Consider the following 19,485-nt stretch of genomic DNA (forward strand, 5'->3'; position numbering starts at 1 on the left):
GGGTCAGCGGCGGCGGGTGCGGGTGGCGGCCAGCGTCGCGGCGCCGACGAGCGCGGCGACGGCGATCAGCTCGGCCGGTTGTTGCGCCGGCGCCGGCTGCGGTGGGGTGCCCGCATCGAGCCGGGCGACCGGGAGTTGCGTCGGTGCGGCGGTTGCGGGGAGGACGGCGGTCAGCGCGGCGACCGGGTCGATCACGCCGTGGCCCACCCGGTCGTCCCGGCCGCCGGGTGGGCGCCGCGCGGTCTCGACGATCCGCTCGGCGACACCGGCGGCGTCGAGCTCGGGGAAGCGTTCCCTGATCAGCGCTGCCAACCCGGCCACCCACGGGGTGGCGAAGCTCGTGCCGGTGACGTTGCGGGTGGTCGTGCCGCCGCCGACGGCGAGGGACCGCAGGCCCGTGCCCGGCGCCGCGACGTCCACCCAGGCGCCGGGCACCGTGAACGGCGCCGGCTCGTCGTCGGGATCGACGGCGCCCACCGTGATCAGCGCGGATCCGTACCAGCCGGGCAGCGCAACCTGGTCGGGGGAGCCGGCTGCGCAGCCGCCCACGTCGACGTTGCCAGCGGCCGCGACGACCACGACGTCGGAACGAACGGCGTGCCGCAGCGCCGCATGCAGCGGATCGCCGAGATCCCCGGCCTGCGCGGCGGGGAGGCAGAGCGCTTCGGAGATGTTGATGACGGTCGCACCCTCCCGGACCGCGAGCACCACGGCGTCCGCGAGCGTCTGCGCGGATCCCGGCCGCTGCGCCGTGCCGTCCGGGCCCGCGACCGTGAACTCCTGGCTGGAGTGCCGGATCGACAGCAGCCGCGCGGCCGGCGCCATCCCGACGACCCGGTCGCCGCCGGCGCCGTTCGCGGCGAGGATCCCGGCAACGGCGGTCCCGTGGCCGTCGCAGTCGTCCAGCCCGTCGCCGCCGGCGATGTAGTCACCACCGCCGCGCAGCCGGTCGCCGAGCTGCGGGTGCGGGGCCACGCCGGTGTCGATCACGGCGATGAGCTGGCCCTTCCCCTTGGCCAGCCGGTGCGCGGCGCCCAGCCGCAACCGCTCTGCCACCGGATCGGGACCGTCGTGGGGTTGGGCGGCCCACGGTGTGCACCGCGGGGGCGCGAGCAACCCGGCTGCCGGTCCCGGCCGGTGGCCCGGCGGCGGCTGCGAACGCACCGGCGGCGGCTCCGGCGGCGGCGCCAGCAGCGCCAGCGCAACCGCCGCGGCGCACCAGGCACTTCTCACAGCCCGCGGACGATGCGGTAGAGGTCCATCGCGGCGAGCGCCAGCGGAACGGCCGCGGCGACGAGCAGCCCTTCGGCGAGGTCGGTGGCGCGGCGCAGCACCGGCGAACCGGGCACCCGCGCTCGCCCGAGCGCTAGAAGAGCCGCGCCGAGCGCCGTGAGCAGGACGAAGGCGACGGTGGGCAGCGCGTCCGGCCCGCCCAAGGCGGCGGCGACCAGCAGGCCGGTGAGCCCTGTTGCGATCGCCGCGACCAGCGACGCCCGCGCCGGCGCCGCATCGGCGTATCCGCGGCTGCGCAGAGCCAGCACCACCACTGTGACCAGCGCGAACGCCGGCCCGGCCCAGCTGCTCGCGGTCGCGGCGACCAGCGCACCCAGCCCGGCGGCAGCGGCGCAGCCGCCGACGAGACCGGCGAGGTAGCCGCGCGCGAGGTCGGCCCGCTCGGCCAGTTCCGCGGGCGGCAGCAGGTCCTGCGCGGCATCGGCGTCGACGAGCTCCGTCCCCTCTGTCGGCACGAGGGGCCGCGGCAGGCCGGCCAACCGGATCGCGGCCCGCGGCAGCACCGCACCTGCGACGAGCGCGGCCGCTGCCACCCCGGCCGCGGCCGCCGCGGGCTGCCCGCCGAACCGCATCGCGACGATGCCGACCGCGCAGCACCCCGCCGCGACCACGATCCCGACCAGCGCCGGCGCGATCACCCTGAGCACGACCTGCGCGATCGCGGCGACGGTGCCGGCGGCCCCCACCGCGGTCAGCAGCGCCGCGCCGGTCGGGACCTGCAGCAACGTCCAGCCGCCCGCCCCCGCGAGCGGCACCGCGGCCAGCGCCGCGGTGCGCGCGGCGAGCGCCGTGACCTCGGCTTCGACAAGGGGTGCGGGATGCCGCACTTGACGCAACACCAACCCGATGCAGCCGGCGGCACCGAGCCACGCGAGGCCGCTCGCGATCGCGGCACCCGGGCCGGCGGCCGCGAGCGTCGCGGCCGCGCCGGCGGCGAGCACGAGCACGGCGGCCGCGCCGAAGCGGCGGTCCCCGAGCCCGCCCCGGCCCGCGGTCGCCGCCACCGCGACCACCGGATCGTCGAAGACCGGAGGCGGCGGCGGGCTCGTCAGCGGCGCCAGCCGTAGCTGCTCCCCGTCCAGCACACCCAGCTCACCAAGGGTCGCCGCAGGTGGGAGCGGCCCGCCGGCCGCTCCGCTGAGCTGCCACGGCAGCGGCCGCATCGCGTTGCTGCGCGGCTCGCCCACCAGCTCCATCACCATCGGTACCAGCTCGGCGACCGGTACGTCGGCCGGCAGCGCGACGTCGACCCGGGCGCGCGGGGCGAGCACCGTGAGCCGGCAGTAGTAGTGCTGTTCCCGTGTCACGGACGCCTCCGAGAGCAGTCGAGGGACGGGCGATCGGAGCATCGCAAGCAGGCCCGTGATCCCGTGGGCGTTCGGGAGAACTCGTCCGACTTTCCGCGATCGGCCACGAACTGTCGGTGGGCGTGCCTAGCATCGGTCCACGGTGGAGGGAGGTGTCCACATGGCATCCGTGGGAGTGGTACGACGACGGCGGGACGTGCCGCGCCCGCCGGGTGGCGAGCTGCTGGTCGAGCCGCCGCCCGAGCCGGAACGCCTGGTGCCCGGCGGGATCCTCGCGCGGCTGCTGCCGGTCGTCGTGCTCGCCGGGTCCGTCGGCTTCGTCGTGCTGTTCGCGGCGGAGAACCCGTCGTCGCTGCTGTTCGGGGGCATGATCGCGCTCTCGACGGTGGGCATGCTGATGGGCGGCTCGTCCCGCGGCGGCGGCAACCGCTCCGCCGGCATCGACGAGGACCGCCGCGACTACCTGCGCTACCTCGGGGTGCTGCGCGAGCGGGTCGCGGAGATCGCCGCCGCGCAGCGCGCCGCCGGGCAGGCCGTGCACCCCGATCCGGCGGCGTGGCCCGCCGTCCTCGCGGCGGGCCGGCTGTGGGAACGACGACCGGCCGATCCCGACTTCGCGCACCTGCGCATCGGGGTCGGCAGCCAACGGCTCGCGACCCGCCTCGTCGCCCCGCACACCGGGCCCGTCGAGGACATCGAGCCGGTGGCCGCGCTCGCGCTGCGCCGCTTCCTGCTCGGGCACTCGGTAGTGCCGGAGCTGCCGGTCGCACTCTCGTTGCGCTCGACGTCGGCCGTCTGGCTCGAACCGGCGGAGGGCGCGGGGATGCCGCAGGTCAGAGGCCTCACGCGGGCGATGGTGGCGCAGTACGCGCTGTGGCACAGCCCGGCCGACGCACTGCTCGCGGTCGTCGCGCCGCCGCACCTGATGTCGCAGTGGGAATGGGTCAAATGGCTCCCGCACAGCGCGCACCCCCGGCGGACCGACGCCGTCGGGCCGCTCCGGATGATCACCTCCGACCTCGACGACGTGCGCAGGTGGCTGCTACCCGAGCTCGCGGGCCGGCCCCAGGGCCCCGGCATGGGTGAGCCGCACGTGCTCGTCGTCGTCGACGGCGTGCCCGATGCGCCGGGTCCGTGGGCGGCCGCCGCCGGGGTCAGCGTGCTCAGGGTCGGCGACCAGCAGCGCAGGGCGGCGCCGTCGGTGGTCCGGCTGCGGGTCGACAGCCACAGCATCGTCCGCAGCGGCGGGCACGACGCCGTGCCCGTCCGGATCGGCCGTCCCGACGGCATCTGCGCCGCCGAGGCGCTCGCGCTGGCCCGCCGGATCGCCCGCTACCGGCCGGCCGGCAGCGAGCCGGACGACGAGCACGGTCCCGGCGCGGTGCTCGACCTGCCTGCGCTGCTGCGGCTGCGCCCCGGGCAGGGCGGCATCGTCGAGCTGCGCAGCCGCTGGGCGGGGCCGGGTGAGCAGCTGCGGGTGCCGATCGGCGTCGACGAGCACGGTGGGGTCGTCACGCTCGACCTGAAGGAGGCCGCGCTCGGCGGCAGCGGGCCCCACGGGCTGTGCGTCGGCGCCACCGGCTCGGGGAAGAGCGAGCTGCTGCGCACGCTCGTGCTCGGGCTGGTCGCGACGCACTCGCCCGCGGAGCTCAACCTCGTGCTCGTCGACTTCAAGGGCGGCGCGACCTTCCTCGGGATGGCCGGGCTGCCGCACGTCTCCGCCGTGATCACGAACCTCGCGGACGAGCTGGCGCTCGTCGATCGGATGGCCGACGCACTGGCCGGCGAGATCACGCGGCGGCAGGAGATCCTGCGCTCCGCGGGCAACCTGGTCGGGGTCGGCGAGTACGCCGCCGCACGCAGGGCGGGCGCCGAGCTGCCGCCGCTGCCGGCGTTGTTCGTCGTCGTCGACGAGTTCTCCGAGCTGCTCGCGCAGCGCCCGGAGCTGATCGACCTGCTGGTGACGATCGGGCGGCTCGGCCGCTCGCTGGGCATCCACCTGCTGCTCGCGTCCCAACGGCTGGAGGAGGGGCGGCTGCGCGGGCTCGAGTCGCACCTCTCCTACCGGATCGCGCTGCGGACGTTCTCCGCGGCGGAGTCGCGTGCCGTGCTGGGTGTGCCCGACGCGCACCAGCTGCCGTCCGCGCCGGGCTCGGCGTTCCTCGCGACCGGCACCGACGAGCTCGTCCGGTTCCGCGCCGCCTACGTGTCCGGGCCGGGTGCCTCGGCTGCACCCGCAGGCAGCCGTGGCGCGGCTCGCCGGCGGGCACACCGGTTCGGGGCCGCGTTCGTCCCGATGGTCGACGAGCGGCCCGACACCGCCGGAGCCGCCGGAGCGGACACCGGCGATCTCCCTGGGCCCACCGTGATCGAGCCAACTGTGATCGAGACGGTCACCGCGGCGCTCGCGGGCGACGGTCCGCCCGCCCACCGGGTGTGGCTGCCGCCGCTCGACGCTCCGCCCCCGCTCGACGAGGTGCTTGCCGAGTTCGGCACCGGCGGGCGGCTCACGGTCGCGATCGGCCTCGTCGACCGGCCCTACCAGCAGCGACGCGACCCGTTGCCGATCGACCTCGGCGGGGCTTCCGGCCACCTCGCCGTGGTCGGCGGGCCGCGCGCCGGCAAGTCGAGCGCGCTCGCCAGCACCGTGCTCGCGCTCGCGCTCACCCACGAGCCGTCGGAGCTGGGTGTGCACGTGCTCGACTTCGGCGGCGGGTCGCTGGCAGCGCTCGCAGGGCTGCCGCACGTCGGCACGGTCGCCGACCGCCAGCAGGTCGAGCTGGTCCGCCGGACGGTCGCGGAGTTCGTGGCCGCCTTGTCGCGCAGGGAACGCCTGTTCCGCGAGGCCGGGCTCGGGTCGGTCGAAGCCTTCCGGGCGCGCCGCGCGGCAGGCGACTTCGCCGAGGAGCCCGCAACCGACCTGCTGCTCGTCGTCGACGGGTACCTCACCCTGCGCGGGGAGTTCGACCAGCTGGAGGCGCGGCTGCTCCCGCTCGCGACGCAGGGCCTCGCCTACGGCTTGCACCTCGTGGTGTCCGCCAGCCGCTGGAGCGAGCTGCGCCCGGCGCTGAAGGACATGCTCGGCGGGCGGCTCGAGCTGCGGCTCGGCGAGCCTGCCGAGTCGGAGGTCGATCGCAGGCGCGCCCAGGCGGTCCCGGCCCGTCCGGGGCACGGCCTCGCGCCCGACGGCGCCGCGATGGTGGTTGCGGCACCGCGAGCGGCGACCGGGGACGTCGGCGCGCTCGTCGCGATGATCGCGCAGCAGCACGCCGGGGCGGGGTTCGGGCCGGTCCGGTTGCTGCCGGAGCTGGTGGAGCCCGCGCAGCTGCCGCCGGCCGCTCCCGGCGCGAAGGGCATCCCGATCGGCATCGACGAGGAGCGAATGGAGCGGGTCGAGCTCGACTTCACCACCGAACCGCACCTGCTGTGCTTCGCCGATGCGGAGAGCGGCAAGACCTCCCTCCTGCGGCTCGTCGCAGCCGGCCTCGTCGTGGCGCACCCGCCGGAGGAGGCCAGGATCGTGCTGGTCGACCACCGCCGGACGATGCTCGGCGTCGTCCCCGATTCGCACCTCATCGGCTACGCGGCATCGTCGGAGACCACGTCGGCGGCGGCCGCCGAGGTGGCCGAGGCGCTGCGCCGCAGGCTGCCCTCGCCCGACGTCACCCCACGTGAGCTGCGCGAACGCAGCTGGTGGTCCGGGCCGGAGGTCTACGTGCTCGTCGACGACTACGACCTCGTAGCCAACGGCGGCGCCGCACACCCGTTGCATGCGCTGGTCGAGTTCCTGCCGCAGGCGAAGGACGTCGGGCTGCACGTCGTTGTGGCCAGGCGGTGCGGGGGAGCGGGCCGGGCGATGTTCGACCCCCTGCTCGGTCGCCTGCGTGAGCTCGGCGCGCCGGGGATCGTGATGAACGGCAGCGCGGAGGAGGGCGCGCTGGTCGGGGCGGTCAAACCGACGCCGCAGGTGCCGGGCCGGGGCACCCTCGTCGACCGCAGGCGGGGCGCGCGCAGGCTGCAGCTGGCCTGGTTGCCCGACGACGTTCCGGTGGGGTGAACGTGCCGGCGGCGCGGGTTGCCCTGCAGGTCGGCTCGACCGGGATCCGCGTCGCCGCGAGGGGGTTCGGCGGCCCGCCGTGGGTGGCCGACGCGGCGCAGTGGGGTGAGCCGGCCGACGTGCTCGCCGAGCTGTTCGGCAGTTCCCCTGCCGACGCCCTGCTCGTGCACTCCTGCCGGCGGGGACCCGCCGGGTCGGGGTGGGGCACGACCCTTCCCGCTCCGGTGGCTGCCGCGATGGGCGCCGGGGCCGATGGTGGGGTGCGGGCCGTGCTCGACGTCGGTGCGACGGGCGCGGAGGCGGCCGTGGTCGAGGGTGGGCGGGTGCTCGCCGCACGCAGTGGCGATGCCGGCGGCGACCGCCTCGACGATGCGCTCGTGCAGCTGCTCGACGCCGCAGACGCCGATCGGGCCGAGGTGCGGCGGGTGCGCGAACGGCTCAGCCTGCACCCGCGGGCGACCGCCCACCTCGCAGGTGGCGCGGTGCCGGTGACCGCCGAGCGCGCGGCCCAAGTGTTCGCGCCTGTGCTGGACGAGGCGGTGGCGCTGCTGGCCGGCGTGCACCCGCCTGGCGCGCCCGGTGCTGTCTTGCTGGTCGGCGGGGTGGCGCGCACACCGCTGCTGGCCGAGATGCTCGACGCGGCCGGGTGGCCGGAAGTGCGGGTGGCCCCGCGCCCGGAGACCGCAGCCGTGTCGGGTGCGCTCCTCGTCCCTGAGAACGGGCTGCCAGCAGCGTCAGTGCCGGTCGGACGCGCCGCACCGGAGCGATCCTGGCTGCCGTCTGCGCGGCAGTCCGGAGGATGGCGACGCCGTGGCCGGATCGGGCTCGTCGTCGCAGCGTCCGTAGGCGGCGCCGGGACGCTGCTCGCCGCCGGCAGCGTGCTCGGCGCGCCGCCGGCTCCGGGCGTCGGGGCGCTCGTGCAGTACGGCTACCGCTTCGACCTCCCCGCAGGCTGGGCGCACAGTGGCGGGCAGCCGGAGCGCCGCCGCACCGTGCTCACCCCCGCGGCGGCGCCGCTGGGGAGCGATCTGATCGCCGTCGAGCGGTCCCCGCTCGGCTACGACGCCGCGGCGGAACCCGCCAGGGCAGCCGACGAGCTGCGGGCCGTGTTCGACGCGGCCGTCGCCGCGGGCTCGCCGCTCTCGGGGTTCGAGCCCGCCGCCGCCTTCGCCGGGCGCACCATCGCCCGCTACCGCGAGCAGGAGCCGCACGGTGTCGTCGACTGGTACGTCGTGCTCGACGGCGACGCCCAGCTCAGCGTCGGCTGCCGGCACACCGCGGCCGGTGCGGCCGCCGTCCGCGCGGCGTGCGCGAGGGTGGTCGCGTCGCTCACCCGGAGCTGACCGACGCGCGACCGTTCACTACTGCAAACGCTTCGCGCGGAACGCCACATCGGGCGACCCCTGCGCTGGCACCGTCATCCACACAGGACGGCGCAGGTGACGAGTGAGAGGTGATCCTGATGAGCGGACCCGACGGGTTCGGCGCGACGACGGAGGCGATGGAACGGGCCGGGCGGCACGTGCTGTCGGTCAACCAGGGAGTGCAGGCCGAGCTGGCGGCGATGCGCACGAAGCTCGAACCGCTCGCCGTGGCCTGGAAGGGGCGGGCCGCGATCGAGTTCACCCAGCTGATGGCGAGGTGGGACGCCGACGCCCGGACGCTCGGCGAGGCGCTGCGGTCGATCGGCGAGGCCATCCAGGGCTCCCACGTGACGTACCAGCACCAGGAGGAACAGCAGGCCGCGAACATGTCGGCGATCACGGCGGCACTGGGCTGAGGAGGCGGTCATGACATCACCTGAGATCAAGGTCACGTTCAGTGCTCTGGCCGCCGCGCAGGCCGACGTCTCCGCGACGGCCGGGCGCATCTCGGGGCAGCTGGAGGAGCTCAAGCGGTTCCTGGCGCCGATGGTTGCGACGTGGCAGGGTCAGGCGGCGGACGACTACCAGCTGAAACAGCGGCAGTGGGACACCGCGGCCGCGGATCTCGCCGCTGTGCTCGGCCAGATCGGGGTCCGGCTCGGTGCCGCCAACGACGGCTACCAGCAGGCAGAACTGGTCAACAAGCGGCGCTGGGCGTAGGCCCGACGAGGGCTGCCCGTCGGTTCGAGGGGGCGTTTTGACCCCGCTCCGGACCGGCGGGTACCCTCGTACTTCGATGTGCGGCGGGTGGTGAACCCGCGGTCGCTTCACCGCGACTCACCCGCATCTTCGCACCAAGAGGCAGCTCCCGAGCCCACCGTTCGACGAGCAGACGACAGCGACGAGGTAGATCCGTGCCCACGTACAGCCCCAAGCCCGGCGATATCACCCGCGCCTGGCACGTGATCGATGCCACGGACGTGGTGCTCGGCCGGCTCGCCACCCATGCCGCCACGCTGCTGCGCGGCAAGCACAAGCCGACGTACGCGCCGCACATGGACACGGGCGACTTCGTGGTCATCGTCAACGCCGAGAAGATCGCCGTCTCCGGCAACAAGCGCGACGACAAGTTCGTCTACCGGCACAGTGGCTTCCCCGGCGGGCTCCGCCAGCGCTCGGTCGGCGAAATGATCGAGAAGCACCCCGACCGCCTCGTCGAGAAGGCGATCAAGGGCATGCTCCCGAAGAACCGGCTCGGCCGCGCGATGTCCAAGAAGCTGAAGGTCTACGCGGGTCCGTCGCACCCGCACGCCGCTCAGCAGCCTGCCGCGTTCGAGATCACCCAGGTCGCCCAGTGAGCATCGCTGATGACAACAGCCCGGTCGAGGCCGAGGCAGTGGAAGAGGGACAGTCCGTGACCACCCCCGAGTCCGAGTACGACTCCGTCGAGGACGTCGAGACCGTCGACGCAGAGGCGACCGCCGACGCAGACGAGGCCGCCGACGCCGGCGAGACCGTCGACGAGTTCGAGCCGACCCCCGAGGTCGAGATCGACATCGCGCGCAGCGAGATCCCCGCCGTGTTCTCCGACCGCCCGATCCAGACCGTCGGTCGCCGCAAGGAGGCCGTGGTCAGGGTCCGGTTGGTCCCCGGCACCGGTGAGTTCAAGCTCAACGGCAAGTCGCTCGAGCAGTACTTCCCGAACAAGCTCCACCAGCAGCTCATCCGTGAGCCGCTGGTGACGGTCGAGAAGACCGAGCGGTTCGACATCTTCGCGAACCTGCACGGTGGCGGCATCTCCGGCCAGGCCGGCGCGCTGCGCCTCGCGATCGCGCGTGCGCTGATCGAGGCCGACTCCGAGGACCGCCCGCCGCTGAAGAAGGCCGGCTTCCTCACCCGCGACCCGCGTGTGATCGAGCGCAAGAAGTACGGCCTCAAGAAGGCCCGCAAGGCCCCCCAGTACAGCAAGCGCTGATCTTGGGCGAGCGACGTCTCTTCGGTACCGACGGCGTTCGCGGACTGGCAAACGGCGAACTCCTCACCCCGGAGTTCGCCGTGGCGCTTTCCGCCTCCGCCGCACGAGTACTGGCCGAGCGCGACCGGTCGCACCGGCCGGTCGCGGTGGTCGGCCGTGACCCGCGAGCGAGCGGGGAGATGCTGGAGGCCGCGGCGATCGCGGGTCTGGCGTCTGCCGGTGCCGATGCCGTTCGGGTCGGTGTGCTGCCCACCCCCGCCATCGCGTACCTCGTCGGTGCGCTCGACGCCGATCTCGGCGTGATGATTTCGGCATCGCACAACCCGATGCCGGACAACGGGATCAAGCTGTTCGCCGCCGGTGGGCACAAGCTGCCCGACGCTCTGGAGAGCGCGGTCGAGGCCGGCATCGAGCATTCCGGCGCGCGTCCGACCGGCGCCGCGATCGGCCGGGTCCGCGACCTCGCCGACGCCGGTACGCGTTACATCGACCACCTGCTCCTCGCCACCCCGGGCCCGCTCGACGGCATCCGTGTTGTTGTCGACTGCGCGCACGGCGCTGCCTCGACCGTCGCCCCCGAGACGTACCGCCGCGCCGGCGCCGATGTCGTCGCGCTGCACGCCGAGCCCGACGGTCTAAACATCAACGACGGGGTCGGCTCGACGCACCTCGGCCCGCTGCAGGAGGCCGTCCGAGCGCACGGTGCCGATCTGGGCATCGCGCACGACGGCGACGCCGACCGTTGCCTCGCCGTCGACGCCACCGGCGCCGAGGTCGACGGCGACCAGCTCATGGCCGTGCTTGCGATCGCGATGCGCGAATCGGGAGAGCTGGCGGAGAACACGCTGGTCACCACGGTGATGAGCAACCTCGGACTGCACCTGGCCATGCGTGCAGCGGGTATCGCGGTGCGCACCACGAAGGTGGGCGACCGGTACGTGCTGGAGGAGCTGCGGGCGGCCGGCTACACGCTCGGTGGTGAGCAGTCGGGGCACTTCATCTTCCCGCGCCACTCGACCACCGGCGACGGCTTGCTGACGGCGTTGCGGCTCATGGCGCGGATGGCCGCGACCGGCGCGTCGCTCGCCGAGCTCGCCGGCGTCGTCAAGCCGCTGCCGCAGGTGCTGCAGAACGTGAAGGTGGATGACAAGGCGGCCGTCGCCGCTTCGACCGTCGTCAAGGAGGCCGTCACGGCCGCCGAGGCCGAGCTGGGCGACACCGGCCGGGTGCTGCTTCGCCCGTCGGGCACCGAGCAGCTGGTCAGGGTGATGGTCGAGGCGCCGACCGCGGAGCTGGCCACATCGACCGCGGCCCGGCTCGCCGACGTCGTGGCGTCCGTGCACTGAGTTTCCAGCAGTACTGAGTTTCCCCGTTCGGCACCCGCGTGGGCGGGCGCCGGGGGACGATCGGTTGATGCGCCCCGACGTGTCACGCGACCCCGACCGGCTGCGCTACGACGCGGCGCTCGCGCGCCGGCTGGCCGACGTCCTGCTGACCGTCGCGCGCCAGCGGAACCGGCCGACGGCGCCGTCGCGGGCGCACGAGGATGAGCTCGACCGGCTGGTCACGGCCGTGCGGCGGGCGGCGGTGGAGCTGGCCGACCTGGATGCGCGGCTGCTGGTGGCCGCCGGCATCGACGACGTCGACGGCACGATCGCGGCCGCGCTCCGGGAGGGGCGAACGTGACCGATTCGCCTGCACGGTGGTGTGCGGCGCTGGCCGAGCTGCTCGCCGACGTGTCCACGCAGGTGGGTGTGCTCGCGGCGCGGATCGTCGAGGATTGGTCGGACGAGCGCGGCAGGGCGCAGGCGGAGCGGGCGGCGGTGCTGCACCGCGAGCTGGCACGTGATGCGCGCGCCGCCGAGGAGCTGGCCGGGACGCTCGCCGCGCAGGAGGCGGCGGCCGGCGGGATCCCGCTGGTCGGGCAGGCACTGCGGCGCCGGCGCGGGATGCAGCTGGGTGGCACGGCGGCCGAGCGGGTCGACCCGGCGCTCGGCATGCGTCTCGCCGAGCAGCCGGACTGACGGAACTGACGGCGGGGCGGGTCAGTCGCGCTCGGCGATCGTCGTGCCCGGCACCTTGCCCTCGACGAGGACCTCGGCGCCGTCGTCGTCGCACACGTGCCGCAGCAGGAACGCTGTGACCAGCGCGCGGGTGACCCGGCGGGTCTTGGCGTCGGGGCTGCCGGCCAGCACGAGGTCGCTCCAGTGCGAGCCGTCGAGGAACCCGGTGTGGGTGGCCTTCGGCAGCGTCCGCACCCAGACGGGCCCGCCCGCGGCGGCGGCGATCGGTTCCGCGTGGGCCGCCGGCGGGGCGACGTTGTCCTTGCCCGCGACGATGTGCAGTGTCGGCACCGTGACCTCGCGGGCCGCGTCGAGAGCCGACGGGCGCACCTGCGCCGGCGCGAGCGTCACCACAGCGCGCAGCCGTTCGCGGGTGGCAGCGGCGACCAGCGCCGTGCCGCCGCCGACGCCGTGCCCGATGAACGCGGTGCGGCGGGCGTCGACGCTGATCCGTCCGTCGCCGAGCCGGACGCCCGCGCAGACGTCGAGCGTCGTGCGCAGGTCGGCGGCGAGGCCGGCGAAGCTCGGGAGCGGGCCGCGGTGGCTCGACGGGGCGGCCGCGACGATCCCCCACGAGGCGAGGTGGCGCAGCAGGTCGGCATAACGTTCGGCCGGTTGCAGCCAGTCGTGCGCCAGCGCGACGGCGGGCAGGCCGAGCCCTTCTTCCGGCGCGAAGACGACACCCGGGATGCCGATCATCCCGAGGTCGCCGCGCAGCACGGGGTGCGGCCCCGGCCGGGAGAGCTGGCCGAGTGCCTCCTTGGCGTTGCGCGCCACGGGTGGCCGGAGTGCGGAACGGCGGGACCGGGTCACCCGCAAGACCGTAGTCCTGCGCGCCGCCCGACGCCGCGCTGACCGCCCGTGTCGTAGCGTCGTGCGTGTGAAAGGCGTGTACACCGCAGCGCAGATCCGCGACGCCGAGGCCGTCCTGCTCGCCCGCACGGCCGAGGGTGCGCTGATGCGCAAGGCGGCGTTCGGGCTCGCAGTGCGGGCCCGCACGATGCTGGCCGAGCGCCTCGGCGGGGTGGCCGGCGCCCGTGTCGTGCTGCTCGTCGGGGCCGGCAACAACGGCGGCGACGCGCTGTGGGCGGGGTTCGAGCTGCGCAAGCGCGGTGTGCGGGTCACCGCTGCGCTGCTCGACCCGGACCGCGCGCACCCGGCGGGGCTGGCCGCGCTGCGCCGGTCCGGCGGCCGGGTGGTCGACGTGGAGGGCGGCGTCGAGGCGTTGCGACACGCCGATCTCGCCGTCGACGGCATCATCGGCATCTCCGGCCGCGGCGGACTCCGCGAACCCGCCGCACGGCTCGTCGCCGCAGCTCAGGAGGCTGCGGTGCCGGTGCTGGCCACCGACCTGCCCAGTGGGGTCGACACCGACACGGGTGCCGCGGACAGTGCGTCGGTGCGGGCGGCGGCGACCGTCACGTTCGGCGCGCTGAAGCCGGTGCACGTGCTCGCCGCCGCCGCGTGCGGCCCGGTGACCTGCGTGGACATCGGGCTCGGACCGGAGCTGCCCGAGCCGCACGCCGTCGTGCTCGACGCCGCCGACGTCGGGTCGCGGTGGCCCGTGCCGGGCCCGACCGACGACAAGTACACCCAGGGTGTTGTCGGCATCGCGGCCGGCTCGGCGACCTACCCGGGTGCCGCGGTGCTCGCGACCGGCGCCGCAGTCCTGGCCACCAGCGGCATGGTCCGGTTCGCCGGCAGCGCCGCGGCCGGCGTCGGCGCGACATGGCCCGAGGTCGTCGCGAGCGGGACGATCGACGAGGCCGGCCGCACGCAGGCGTGGACGGTCGGGCCCGGCATCGGCACCGACGACGCCGGCCGCGCGGTGCTCGCGGCCGTGATCGACCGGGACGTGCCGCTGTGCGTCGACGCGGACGCGATCACCCTGCTCGGGCAGCACGCCGACCTGCGCGACGCCGTTCGCGACCGGCCGGTGGTGATCACCCCGCACGACCGGGAGTTCGCGCGGATCGCGGGCGAGGTGGGCGACGACCGCATCGGCGCCGCGCGTCGGGCCGCCGCCGATCTCGGGGTGACGGTGCTGCTCAAGGGCAACGCCACCGTCGTCGCGGATCCGGACGGGCGGGTGCTCGTGCACCCCTCCACCAGCTCGTGGGCGGCCACCGCCGGCTCCGGTGACGTCCTCTCCGGGATCATCGGCGCGCTGCTCGCCGCGGGCCTCGACCCGTGGTGGGCGGCCGGCTGCGCCACCTACGTGCACGGGCTCGCGGCCCAGCTCGCGGCGGCCGGAGCGCCCGCTCCGGCGTCGCGGCTGCAGGCGGCGGTGCCCGGCGCGATCAGAGCGGTCCGCGCCGCCACGTCGTGAACCGAGGTCTCCGCGGTGCGCACGGGAGGGCAGGAAAGCCACTTTCCTGCCCTGTGAGGGCCGGAAAGTGGCTTTCCTGCCCTCCCCTGGGGCCTGCGAACCGGGCCTGCTGACGGGCCGGCGTGACGTGGCGCTCCAGGTCGGGTGGTCGGCGGGTGCGGATGCGATGATGCCGGTCGTGGACGTCGCAACCAGTGCCCCGCTGGCGGAGGCCGTGGTCGACCTCGCAGCGGTGCGGCACAACGTGCAGGTGCTGCGCGCGGGTGCGCCCGGCGCCGAGCTGATGGCGGTGGTGAAGGCCGACGGCTACGGCCATGGTGCCGCCGTCGTCGGTGCTGCCGCGCTCGAGGCCGGCGCGACGTGGCTGGGTGTCTGCACCATCGACGAGGCGCTGCAGCTGCGCGCGGCCGGCATCACCTGCCCGGTGCTGTGCTGGCTGCACACCCCGGACGACGACTTCGCCGCCGCCGTCACCGCCGGGATCGACCTCTCCGTCTCCTCGCGGGCGCACCTCGACGCCGTGCTCGACGCCGTCGCCGCGGCGGGCCGCCCGGCCCGGCTGCACCTCAAGGTCGACACCGGGCTCTCCCGCAACGGCGCCCAGCCCGCAGCGTGGGCCGACCTGCTCGACGACGCCGCGAAGGCCGTCGCCGACGGGCACGCCGAGGTCGTCGCGGTGTGGTCGCACCTCGCGCGCGCCGACGACCCGCAGGATCCGACGCTCGACGTGCAGGCGGCCCGGTTGAACGCCGCGTGGCAGGCGGCGCGCGAGCGCGGGCTCGACCCGATTCGCCACCTCGCCAACTCCGCGGCGACGATGAGCCGCCCCGACCTGCACTTCGACCTCGTCCGGCCGGGCATCGCGGTGTACGGGCTCGACCCGTTCGACCGTCCGGTCGCGGAGAGCCCGTTGCGCCCGGTGATGACTTTGCGCGCGCGGGTCGTGCTGGTGAAGCGGGTGCCGGAGGGCGAGGGCGTCTCGTACGGGCACGAGTGGACCACCCCGCGCGAGACCACGCTGGCGCTGCTGCCCATCGGGTACGCCGACGGTGTGCCGCGCGGGCTGGGTCGGGACGGTCGGATGCGCGTGCTGCTCGGCGGCGCGATCCGGCCGGTTGTCGGAAGGGTGTGCATGGACCAGGTCGTGGTCGACTGCGGCGACGCGGAGGTCGCGATCGGCGACCGTGCCGTGCTTTTCGGACCGGGTGGCGCCGGTGAGCCGACGGCGCAGGACTGGGCCGACGAGCTCGGCACGATCCACTACGAGATCGTGACGGGCGTGCGTGGCAGGGCCCGCCGCACCGTCGTCGACGGTGAGGGCCAGGTATGAGGAAGGGCCAGATCTGGGGTGCCGCCGCCGGCGCCGCGGGCGCTGCGGCGACGGGGCTCGTCGTCGGGGTCGCGGCGCGCAAGCGCAACAAGATCGCCGCTGACCGGCGCCGGCTGGTGGCGCAGCTGACCGACGCCGACCGCGAGCCGGGCATGTTCCCGCCGGGCGAGCCGTCGTCGGTGACCGCCGACGACGGGGTGCGCCTCTCCTGCGAAGAGATCGAGCCGGTCTCCGGGCGGGCCGCGCTGACGGTCGTGCTCGTGCACGGGTTCGCCCTCGATCGCCGCACCTGGCACTTCCAGCGCCGATCGCTGAGCGAGCTGGTCGACCCGACCGTCCGGCTGGTGCTGTACGACCTGCGCAGCCACGGGCGCTCCGAGCGCGCGCCGCGGGAGAGCTGCACGATCGAGCAGCTCGGCCACGACCTCGACGCCGTCATCCGCGCGCTCGCCCCCGAGGGCCCGCTCGTGCTCATCGGCCACTCCATGGGCGGCATGACGATCATGGCGCTGGCCGAGCAGAACCCGGCGCTGTTCACCGAGCGGGTCGCCGGTGTCGCGCTCGTCTCGACGTCGGCGGGCGAGGTCGCGAGCGCCGGCCTCCCGCACACGCTGCTCTCCCGGCACAACCCGCTGACCCGCGGCGTCGGGCTGATCGCCAAGCTGCAGCCCAAGCTCGTGGAGGGCGTGCGCAGGCTCGCGGGCGACGTGATCTGGGCGATCACCCGCAGCTTCGCCTACGGCGACCACGACATCGCGCCGTGGCTCGTCGACCTCGTCGACACGATGATCAGCACGAACGCCGTCGACGCGCTCACCGACTTCGTCGACACCGTCGGCAGCCACAACCGGCTCGCCGCGCTGCCGGCGCTCGCCGGCTGCGAGGTGCTGGTCGCGGCGGGCGACGCCGACAAGGTCATCCCGTTCACCCACAGCGAGGTGATCTCCGCGGAGCTGCCCGACGCCAAGCTGGTCCGCTTCCCAGGGGTGGGGCACCTGCCGATGCTGGAGCAGCCGGCCGCGATGGACGAGGCGCTGGTGGAGCTGATCCGCAAGTGCGCGTCGCGACGGCAGAACGTGCGCCGGTTCCGGAGGCGCGCGTGAGCGCCGTGCCGCTCGACGTCGAGCTGGAGCTCCCCGACGCCACCGACACCGAGGCACTCGGCGAGCGGTTGGCCGCCGGGTTGGCCGCCGGCGACCTGATCGTGCTCTCAGGACCGCTCGGCGCCGGCAAGACCGTGCTGGTCAAGGGCCTCGCGCGAGGCCTGGGTGTGGCCGGGACGATCACCTCGCCGACGTTCGTCATCGCCCGGGAGCACGCCCCGCTGCCGGGCGGCGCCGGGGTGCCGCTCGTGCACGTCGACGCCTACCGCCTGGGCGTCGCGGGTGCGGACGTCGCCGCCGAGCTGGACGACCTGGACCTCGACACCGACCTGGCGGAAGCCGTCGTCGCGGTCGAGTGGGGCGAGGGGGTGGCCGAGCGGCTCGCGGCACGGCACGTGCTCGTGCGGCTGGACCGGCGCCCCGACGACGTCCGGGTGGCGACCGTGCACGTCGAGGAGGGCGACGCATGATCGACACGGTGATCTTCGACTGGGGCGGCACGCTCACCCCGTGGAAGACCGTCGACAACCACGACGGCTGGCGGCGCTACACGAGCGTCGCGCACGTCGACGACGAGGAGCGGGCGGCCGGCATCGCCGCGGCGCTGCTCGAGGCCGAGACCATGCGGTGGGCGACCACGCGCGACACGCACGTGTCGTTCACGGTCGCCGACGTGCTCGCCGACGCCGCGGCCGAGCAGCACCCCGCAGCGCTCGACGCATACCGCGAGTTCTGGGTGCAGGCGACGCACACCGATCCCGAGGCCGCGCCGATGCTCACCGCGCTGCGGGCACGCGGGCTGCGGCTCGGGGTGCTCTCGTCGACGGCGTGGCCGGCGGAGTGGCACGAGGAGTGGCTGCGCCGCGACGGCGTGCTCAACCTGTTCGACGCGTGCGTGTGGAGCAGCGACCTGCCCTACACGAAACCGCACCCCACCGCGTTCCGCGCCGCGATGGCGGCCGTCGGCGCAACCGACCCGGCGACGTGCGTGTACGTCGGCGACCGCCCGTACGACGACATCAGCGGCGCCAACGCCGTCGGCATGCGCACGGTGTTCGTGCCGCACTCCGACATCCCCGTCGCCCAGCAGGTGCCGGTGGACGTGCAGCCCGACGGCGTCATCCAGCGCCTCTCGGACCTGCCGCCCCTCCTCGCCACCTGGTGACGCCGGCGCCCGGGATACGTGCGGGACGCACACGTTGCCGGGAAAGCCACTTTCCCAGCGCCACAGGCCGGGAAAGTGGCTTTCCCGGCGCGCCATCGTGAGTTGCGGGTGGTGATGGCTGCCGTGACAGCCATCAGCACCCGCAGCGCCCACGTTCTGCGAAGACGCAGCGGGCTCTGCGAGGTCGCCACTCCCCGCCTCGACCTACCCGTTGCCGCCGGGCCCTGGCCGCGCCCTGCACGGCTTCACATCCCTCGTGGCGACCGAAGGCCTTGGCGGACTTTCCAGACACTCCCAGGCCCGCGTTGGCCCTGGCGCTAGTAGCTGAGCCTGAGGCCCGCTTCGATCACCATCTCGCTGAACGCGGTGAGGTCCGTGATGCGGGTGGCCGGGTCGGCGGCGTAGCGCTCGGCGGGGTCCGGCCGGCTCTCGCGGATGCGAAGCGCCTCGACGACGATCGGGTGCCAGCGGCTGTCGAACGCGCGCAGCGCGTGCCGTCCGGCTCCGCCCTTGGACGTGAGCGCGCCCGGTCGGTCCAGACGTCCGACTCGCGCAGCGGTTCGCCGCGGACGGTGACGCCGTGCCACGCCAGCTCGTGCCACGTGACCGGGCTGAGCTCGAAACGGCCGGCCGGGTCGAACCGGCCCTCGTGGAAGCAGGGGACGTCGGGGCAGCCGGAGGGGATGGCCGCGAGGTCGGTCCGCAGGACGTGGACGCCGTCGAAGTGCGGCCGCGGATGCTGCCGTGCGACCTCGCCCAGCACCTCGCCGAGCACGACCACCTGCTCCGCGTCGGGCCGCTCCGCGACCACCGCGACGAAGTCGATGTCGCTGCGCGCGGGGTGGAACTCGCCGAACCTGAGCGATCCGTGCAGGTACAGGCCCTCGACCAGGCCAAGTAAGCGGTCGTCGGCGAGCGCGAGGTACGTCGACGTGGCGCGCTCGACCTCTGCGGGCAGATTCATGCGGCGATTCTGTCGAGAACCGGCAAGCGGTCTCGACGTCCCGGGTGAGTCGGCGCGGAAGGCGCCGCTGAACAGGGAGAACACCATGTCGATCACCGTCGCCCGCCCGGCCACCCGCACCCCGCTCGCCGTCGGCGTGGCCACTCTCGTCGCGTTCGTGCTCAGCTCGACCTACTACACGGTCTTCGCCGAGCAGTACGCCGCGCTACTCGGCACGCCGGCCGCGGCGGGCGCCCCGCCGGTCGGGCAGGTGCTCGTCGAGCTGTGCCGCAGCGCCGTCCTCGCGAGCGTGCTGGCGCTCGCGGCGTCCAGGACGGGCACCACGACCGCCCGCGGCGCGCTGGGCATGGCGCTCGTGGCGTTCGTCGGCTTCCCCGCCGTGCTGCTCTCCGGCTCGGTGCTCTGGGACGGTGTTGCCGTGCCGCTCGCGGTGCTGCACGGCGGCGACTGGCTGATCAAGCTCGTCGTGCTGTCGCTGGTGGTCGTGACGGTCCGCAACCGACCCTCCCGGCAGCGCGGCGCAGCGCGCTCGTAG

At 74.8% G+C, this 19,485-nt stretch carries 19 protein-coding genes; 15 read left to right on the forward strand and 4 right to left on the reverse strand.

Translation table 11 applies throughout. The annotated features are described in order from the left end of the window. Positions 1 to 3 precede the first annotated feature (3 nt). Both mycP and eccD read right to left on the reverse strand, forming a co-directional pair. On the reverse strand, positions 4 to 1,233 hold the full coding sequence (gene mycP / locus LL648_RS18240) for a type VII secretion-associated serine protease mycosin (RefSeq protein WP_232663787.1): 1,230 nt from the start codon (positions 1,231 to 1,233) through the stop codon (positions 4 to 6). Continuing rightward, complete coding sequence (gene eccD, locus LL648_RS18245; RefSeq protein ID WP_232663788.1) at positions 1,230 to 2,600, reverse strand: type VII secretion integral membrane protein EccD; 1,371 nt, start codon at positions 2,598 to 2,600, stop codon at positions 1,230 to 1,232. Before eccD ends, mycP begins: the two co-directional genes overlap by 4 nt. Positions 2,601 to 2,760: 160 nt before the next feature. Between eccD and eccCa the strand changes: the two genes are divergently transcribed. The 9 genes from eccCa (at position 2,761) to LL648_RS18290 (ending at position 12,020) form a co-directional block, all read left to right on the forward strand. Beyond that, positions 2,761 to 6,657: a type VII secretion protein EccCa gene (gene eccCa, locus LL648_RS18250; RefSeq protein ID WP_232663789.1), complete on the forward strand. Its 3,897-nt coding sequence runs from the start codon at positions 2,761 to 2,763 to the stop codon at positions 6,655 to 6,657. Beyond that, positions 6,654 to 8,000: a type VII secretion-associated protein gene (locus LL648_RS45250; protein ID WP_232663790.1), complete on the forward strand. Its 1,347-nt coding sequence runs from the start codon at positions 6,654 to 6,656 to the stop codon at positions 7,998 to 8,000. The genes eccCa and LL648_RS45250 overlap by 4 nt, the downstream gene beginning before the upstream one ends. 119 nt (positions 8,001 to 8,119) lie before the next feature. Then, complete coding sequence (locus LL648_RS18260) at positions 8,120 to 8,437, forward strand: WXG100 family type VII secretion target (RefSeq protein ID WP_232663791.1); 318 nt, start codon at positions 8,120 to 8,122, stop codon at positions 8,435 to 8,437. Between the two features lie 10 nt (positions 8,438 to 8,447). Further along, positions 8,448 to 8,741, forward strand: a complete 294-nt coding sequence (locus LL648_RS18265; protein WP_232663792.1) for a WXG100 family type VII secretion target — start codon at positions 8,448 to 8,450, stop codon at positions 8,739 to 8,741. 194 nt (positions 8,742 to 8,935) lie between these two features. After that, the gene (rplM, locus tag LL648_RS18270; protein WP_232663793.1) at positions 8,936 to 9,379 is read left to right on the forward strand and encodes a 50S ribosomal protein L13; all 444 of its coding nucleotides are present in this window, start codon (positions 8,936 to 8,938) and stop codon (positions 9,377 to 9,379) included. A gap of 191 nt (positions 9,380 to 9,570) precedes the next feature. Further along, the gene (gene rpsI, locus LL648_RS18275) at positions 9,571 to 9,996 is read left to right on the forward strand and encodes a 30S ribosomal protein S9 (protein WP_232663960.1); all 426 of its coding nucleotides are present in this window, start codon (positions 9,571 to 9,573) and stop codon (positions 9,994 to 9,996) included. Positions 9,997 to 9,998: 2 nt separating this feature from the next. Continuing rightward, positions 9,999 to 11,342 carry a phosphoglucosamine mutase gene (gene glmM / locus LL648_RS18280; RefSeq protein WP_232663794.1) on the forward strand — a complete coding sequence of 448 codons (1,344 nt, stop codon included), beginning with the start codon at positions 9,999 to 10,001 and terminating at the stop codon, positions 11,340 to 11,342. 67 nt (positions 11,343 to 11,409) lie between these two features. Next, entirely contained in the window at positions 11,410 to 11,682 is a 273-nt protein-coding gene (locus LL648_RS18285; RefSeq protein WP_232663795.1) for a hypothetical protein, read from the forward strand. Further along, complete coding sequence (locus LL648_RS18290) at positions 11,679 to 12,020, forward strand: hypothetical protein (protein ID WP_232663796.1); 342 nt, start codon at positions 11,679 to 11,681, stop codon at positions 12,018 to 12,020. The genes LL648_RS18285 and LL648_RS18290 overlap by 4 nt, the downstream gene beginning before the upstream one ends. A 21-nt stretch (positions 12,021 to 12,041) precedes the next feature. Here LL648_RS18290 and LL648_RS18295 read toward each other — a convergent pair whose 3' ends face one another. Beyond that, positions 12,042 to 12,872 (reverse strand): dienelactone hydrolase family protein, encoded by an 831-nt coding sequence (locus tag LL648_RS18295; protein WP_232663797.1) that lies wholly within the window; start codon positions 12,870 to 12,872, stop codon positions 12,042 to 12,044. A 67-nt stretch (positions 12,873 to 12,939) separates the two neighbouring features. On the opposite strand from LL648_RS18295, the gene LL648_RS18300 reads away from it, so the two are divergent. The 5 genes from LL648_RS18300 (at position 12,940) to LL648_RS18320 (ending at position 17,986) form a co-directional block, all read left to right on the forward strand. Then, positions 12,940 to 14,388, forward strand: a complete 1,449-nt coding sequence (locus tag LL648_RS18300; protein ID WP_232663798.1) for an NAD(P)H-hydrate dehydratase — start codon at positions 12,940 to 12,942, stop codon at positions 14,386 to 14,388. A 178-nt stretch (positions 14,389 to 14,566) separates the two neighbouring features. Beyond that, positions 14,567 to 15,718 carry an alanine racemase gene (gene alr / locus LL648_RS18305; RefSeq protein ID WP_374112067.1) on the forward strand — a complete coding sequence of 384 codons (1,152 nt, stop codon included), beginning with the start codon at positions 14,567 to 14,569 and terminating at the stop codon, positions 15,716 to 15,718. Next, entirely contained in the window at positions 15,715 to 16,821 is a 1,107-nt protein-coding gene (locus LL648_RS18310) for an alpha/beta fold hydrolase (protein WP_232663799.1), read from the forward strand. The genes alr and LL648_RS18310 overlap by 4 nt, the downstream gene beginning before the upstream one ends. After that, positions 16,818 to 17,291 (forward strand): tRNA (adenosine(37)-N6)-threonylcarbamoyltransferase complex ATPase subunit type 1 TsaE, encoded by a 474-nt coding sequence (gene tsaE, locus LL648_RS18315; RefSeq protein WP_232663800.1) that lies wholly within the window; start codon positions 16,818 to 16,820, stop codon positions 17,289 to 17,291. The genes LL648_RS18310 and tsaE overlap by 4 nt, the downstream gene beginning before the upstream one ends. Further along, complete coding sequence (locus LL648_RS18320) at positions 17,288 to 17,986, forward strand: HAD family hydrolase (RefSeq protein ID WP_232663801.1); 699 nt, start codon at positions 17,288 to 17,290, stop codon at positions 17,984 to 17,986. Before tsaE ends, LL648_RS18320 begins: the two co-directional genes overlap by 4 nt. Before the next feature lie 346 nt (positions 17,987 to 18,332). Here the strand turns inward: LL648_RS18320 and LL648_RS18325 are convergent, their stop codons facing one another. After that, complete coding sequence (locus LL648_RS18325; RefSeq protein WP_232663802.1) at positions 18,333 to 18,950, reverse strand: nucleotidyltransferase domain-containing protein; 618 nt, start codon at positions 18,948 to 18,950, stop codon at positions 18,333 to 18,335. An 85-nt stretch (positions 18,951 to 19,035) separates the two neighbouring features. Between LL648_RS18325 and LL648_RS18330 the strand changes: the two genes are divergently transcribed. Further along, the gene (locus tag LL648_RS18330) at positions 19,036 to 19,485 is read left to right on the forward strand and encodes a DUF1761 domain-containing protein (RefSeq protein WP_232663803.1); all 450 of its coding nucleotides are present in this window, start codon (positions 19,036 to 19,038) and stop codon (positions 19,483 to 19,485) included.

Source organism: Pseudonocardia sp. TRM90224, from assembly GCF_021245725.1.
Classification (GTDB): Bacteria; Actinomycetota; Actinomycetes; order Mycobacteriales; family Pseudonocardiaceae; genus Pseudonocardia.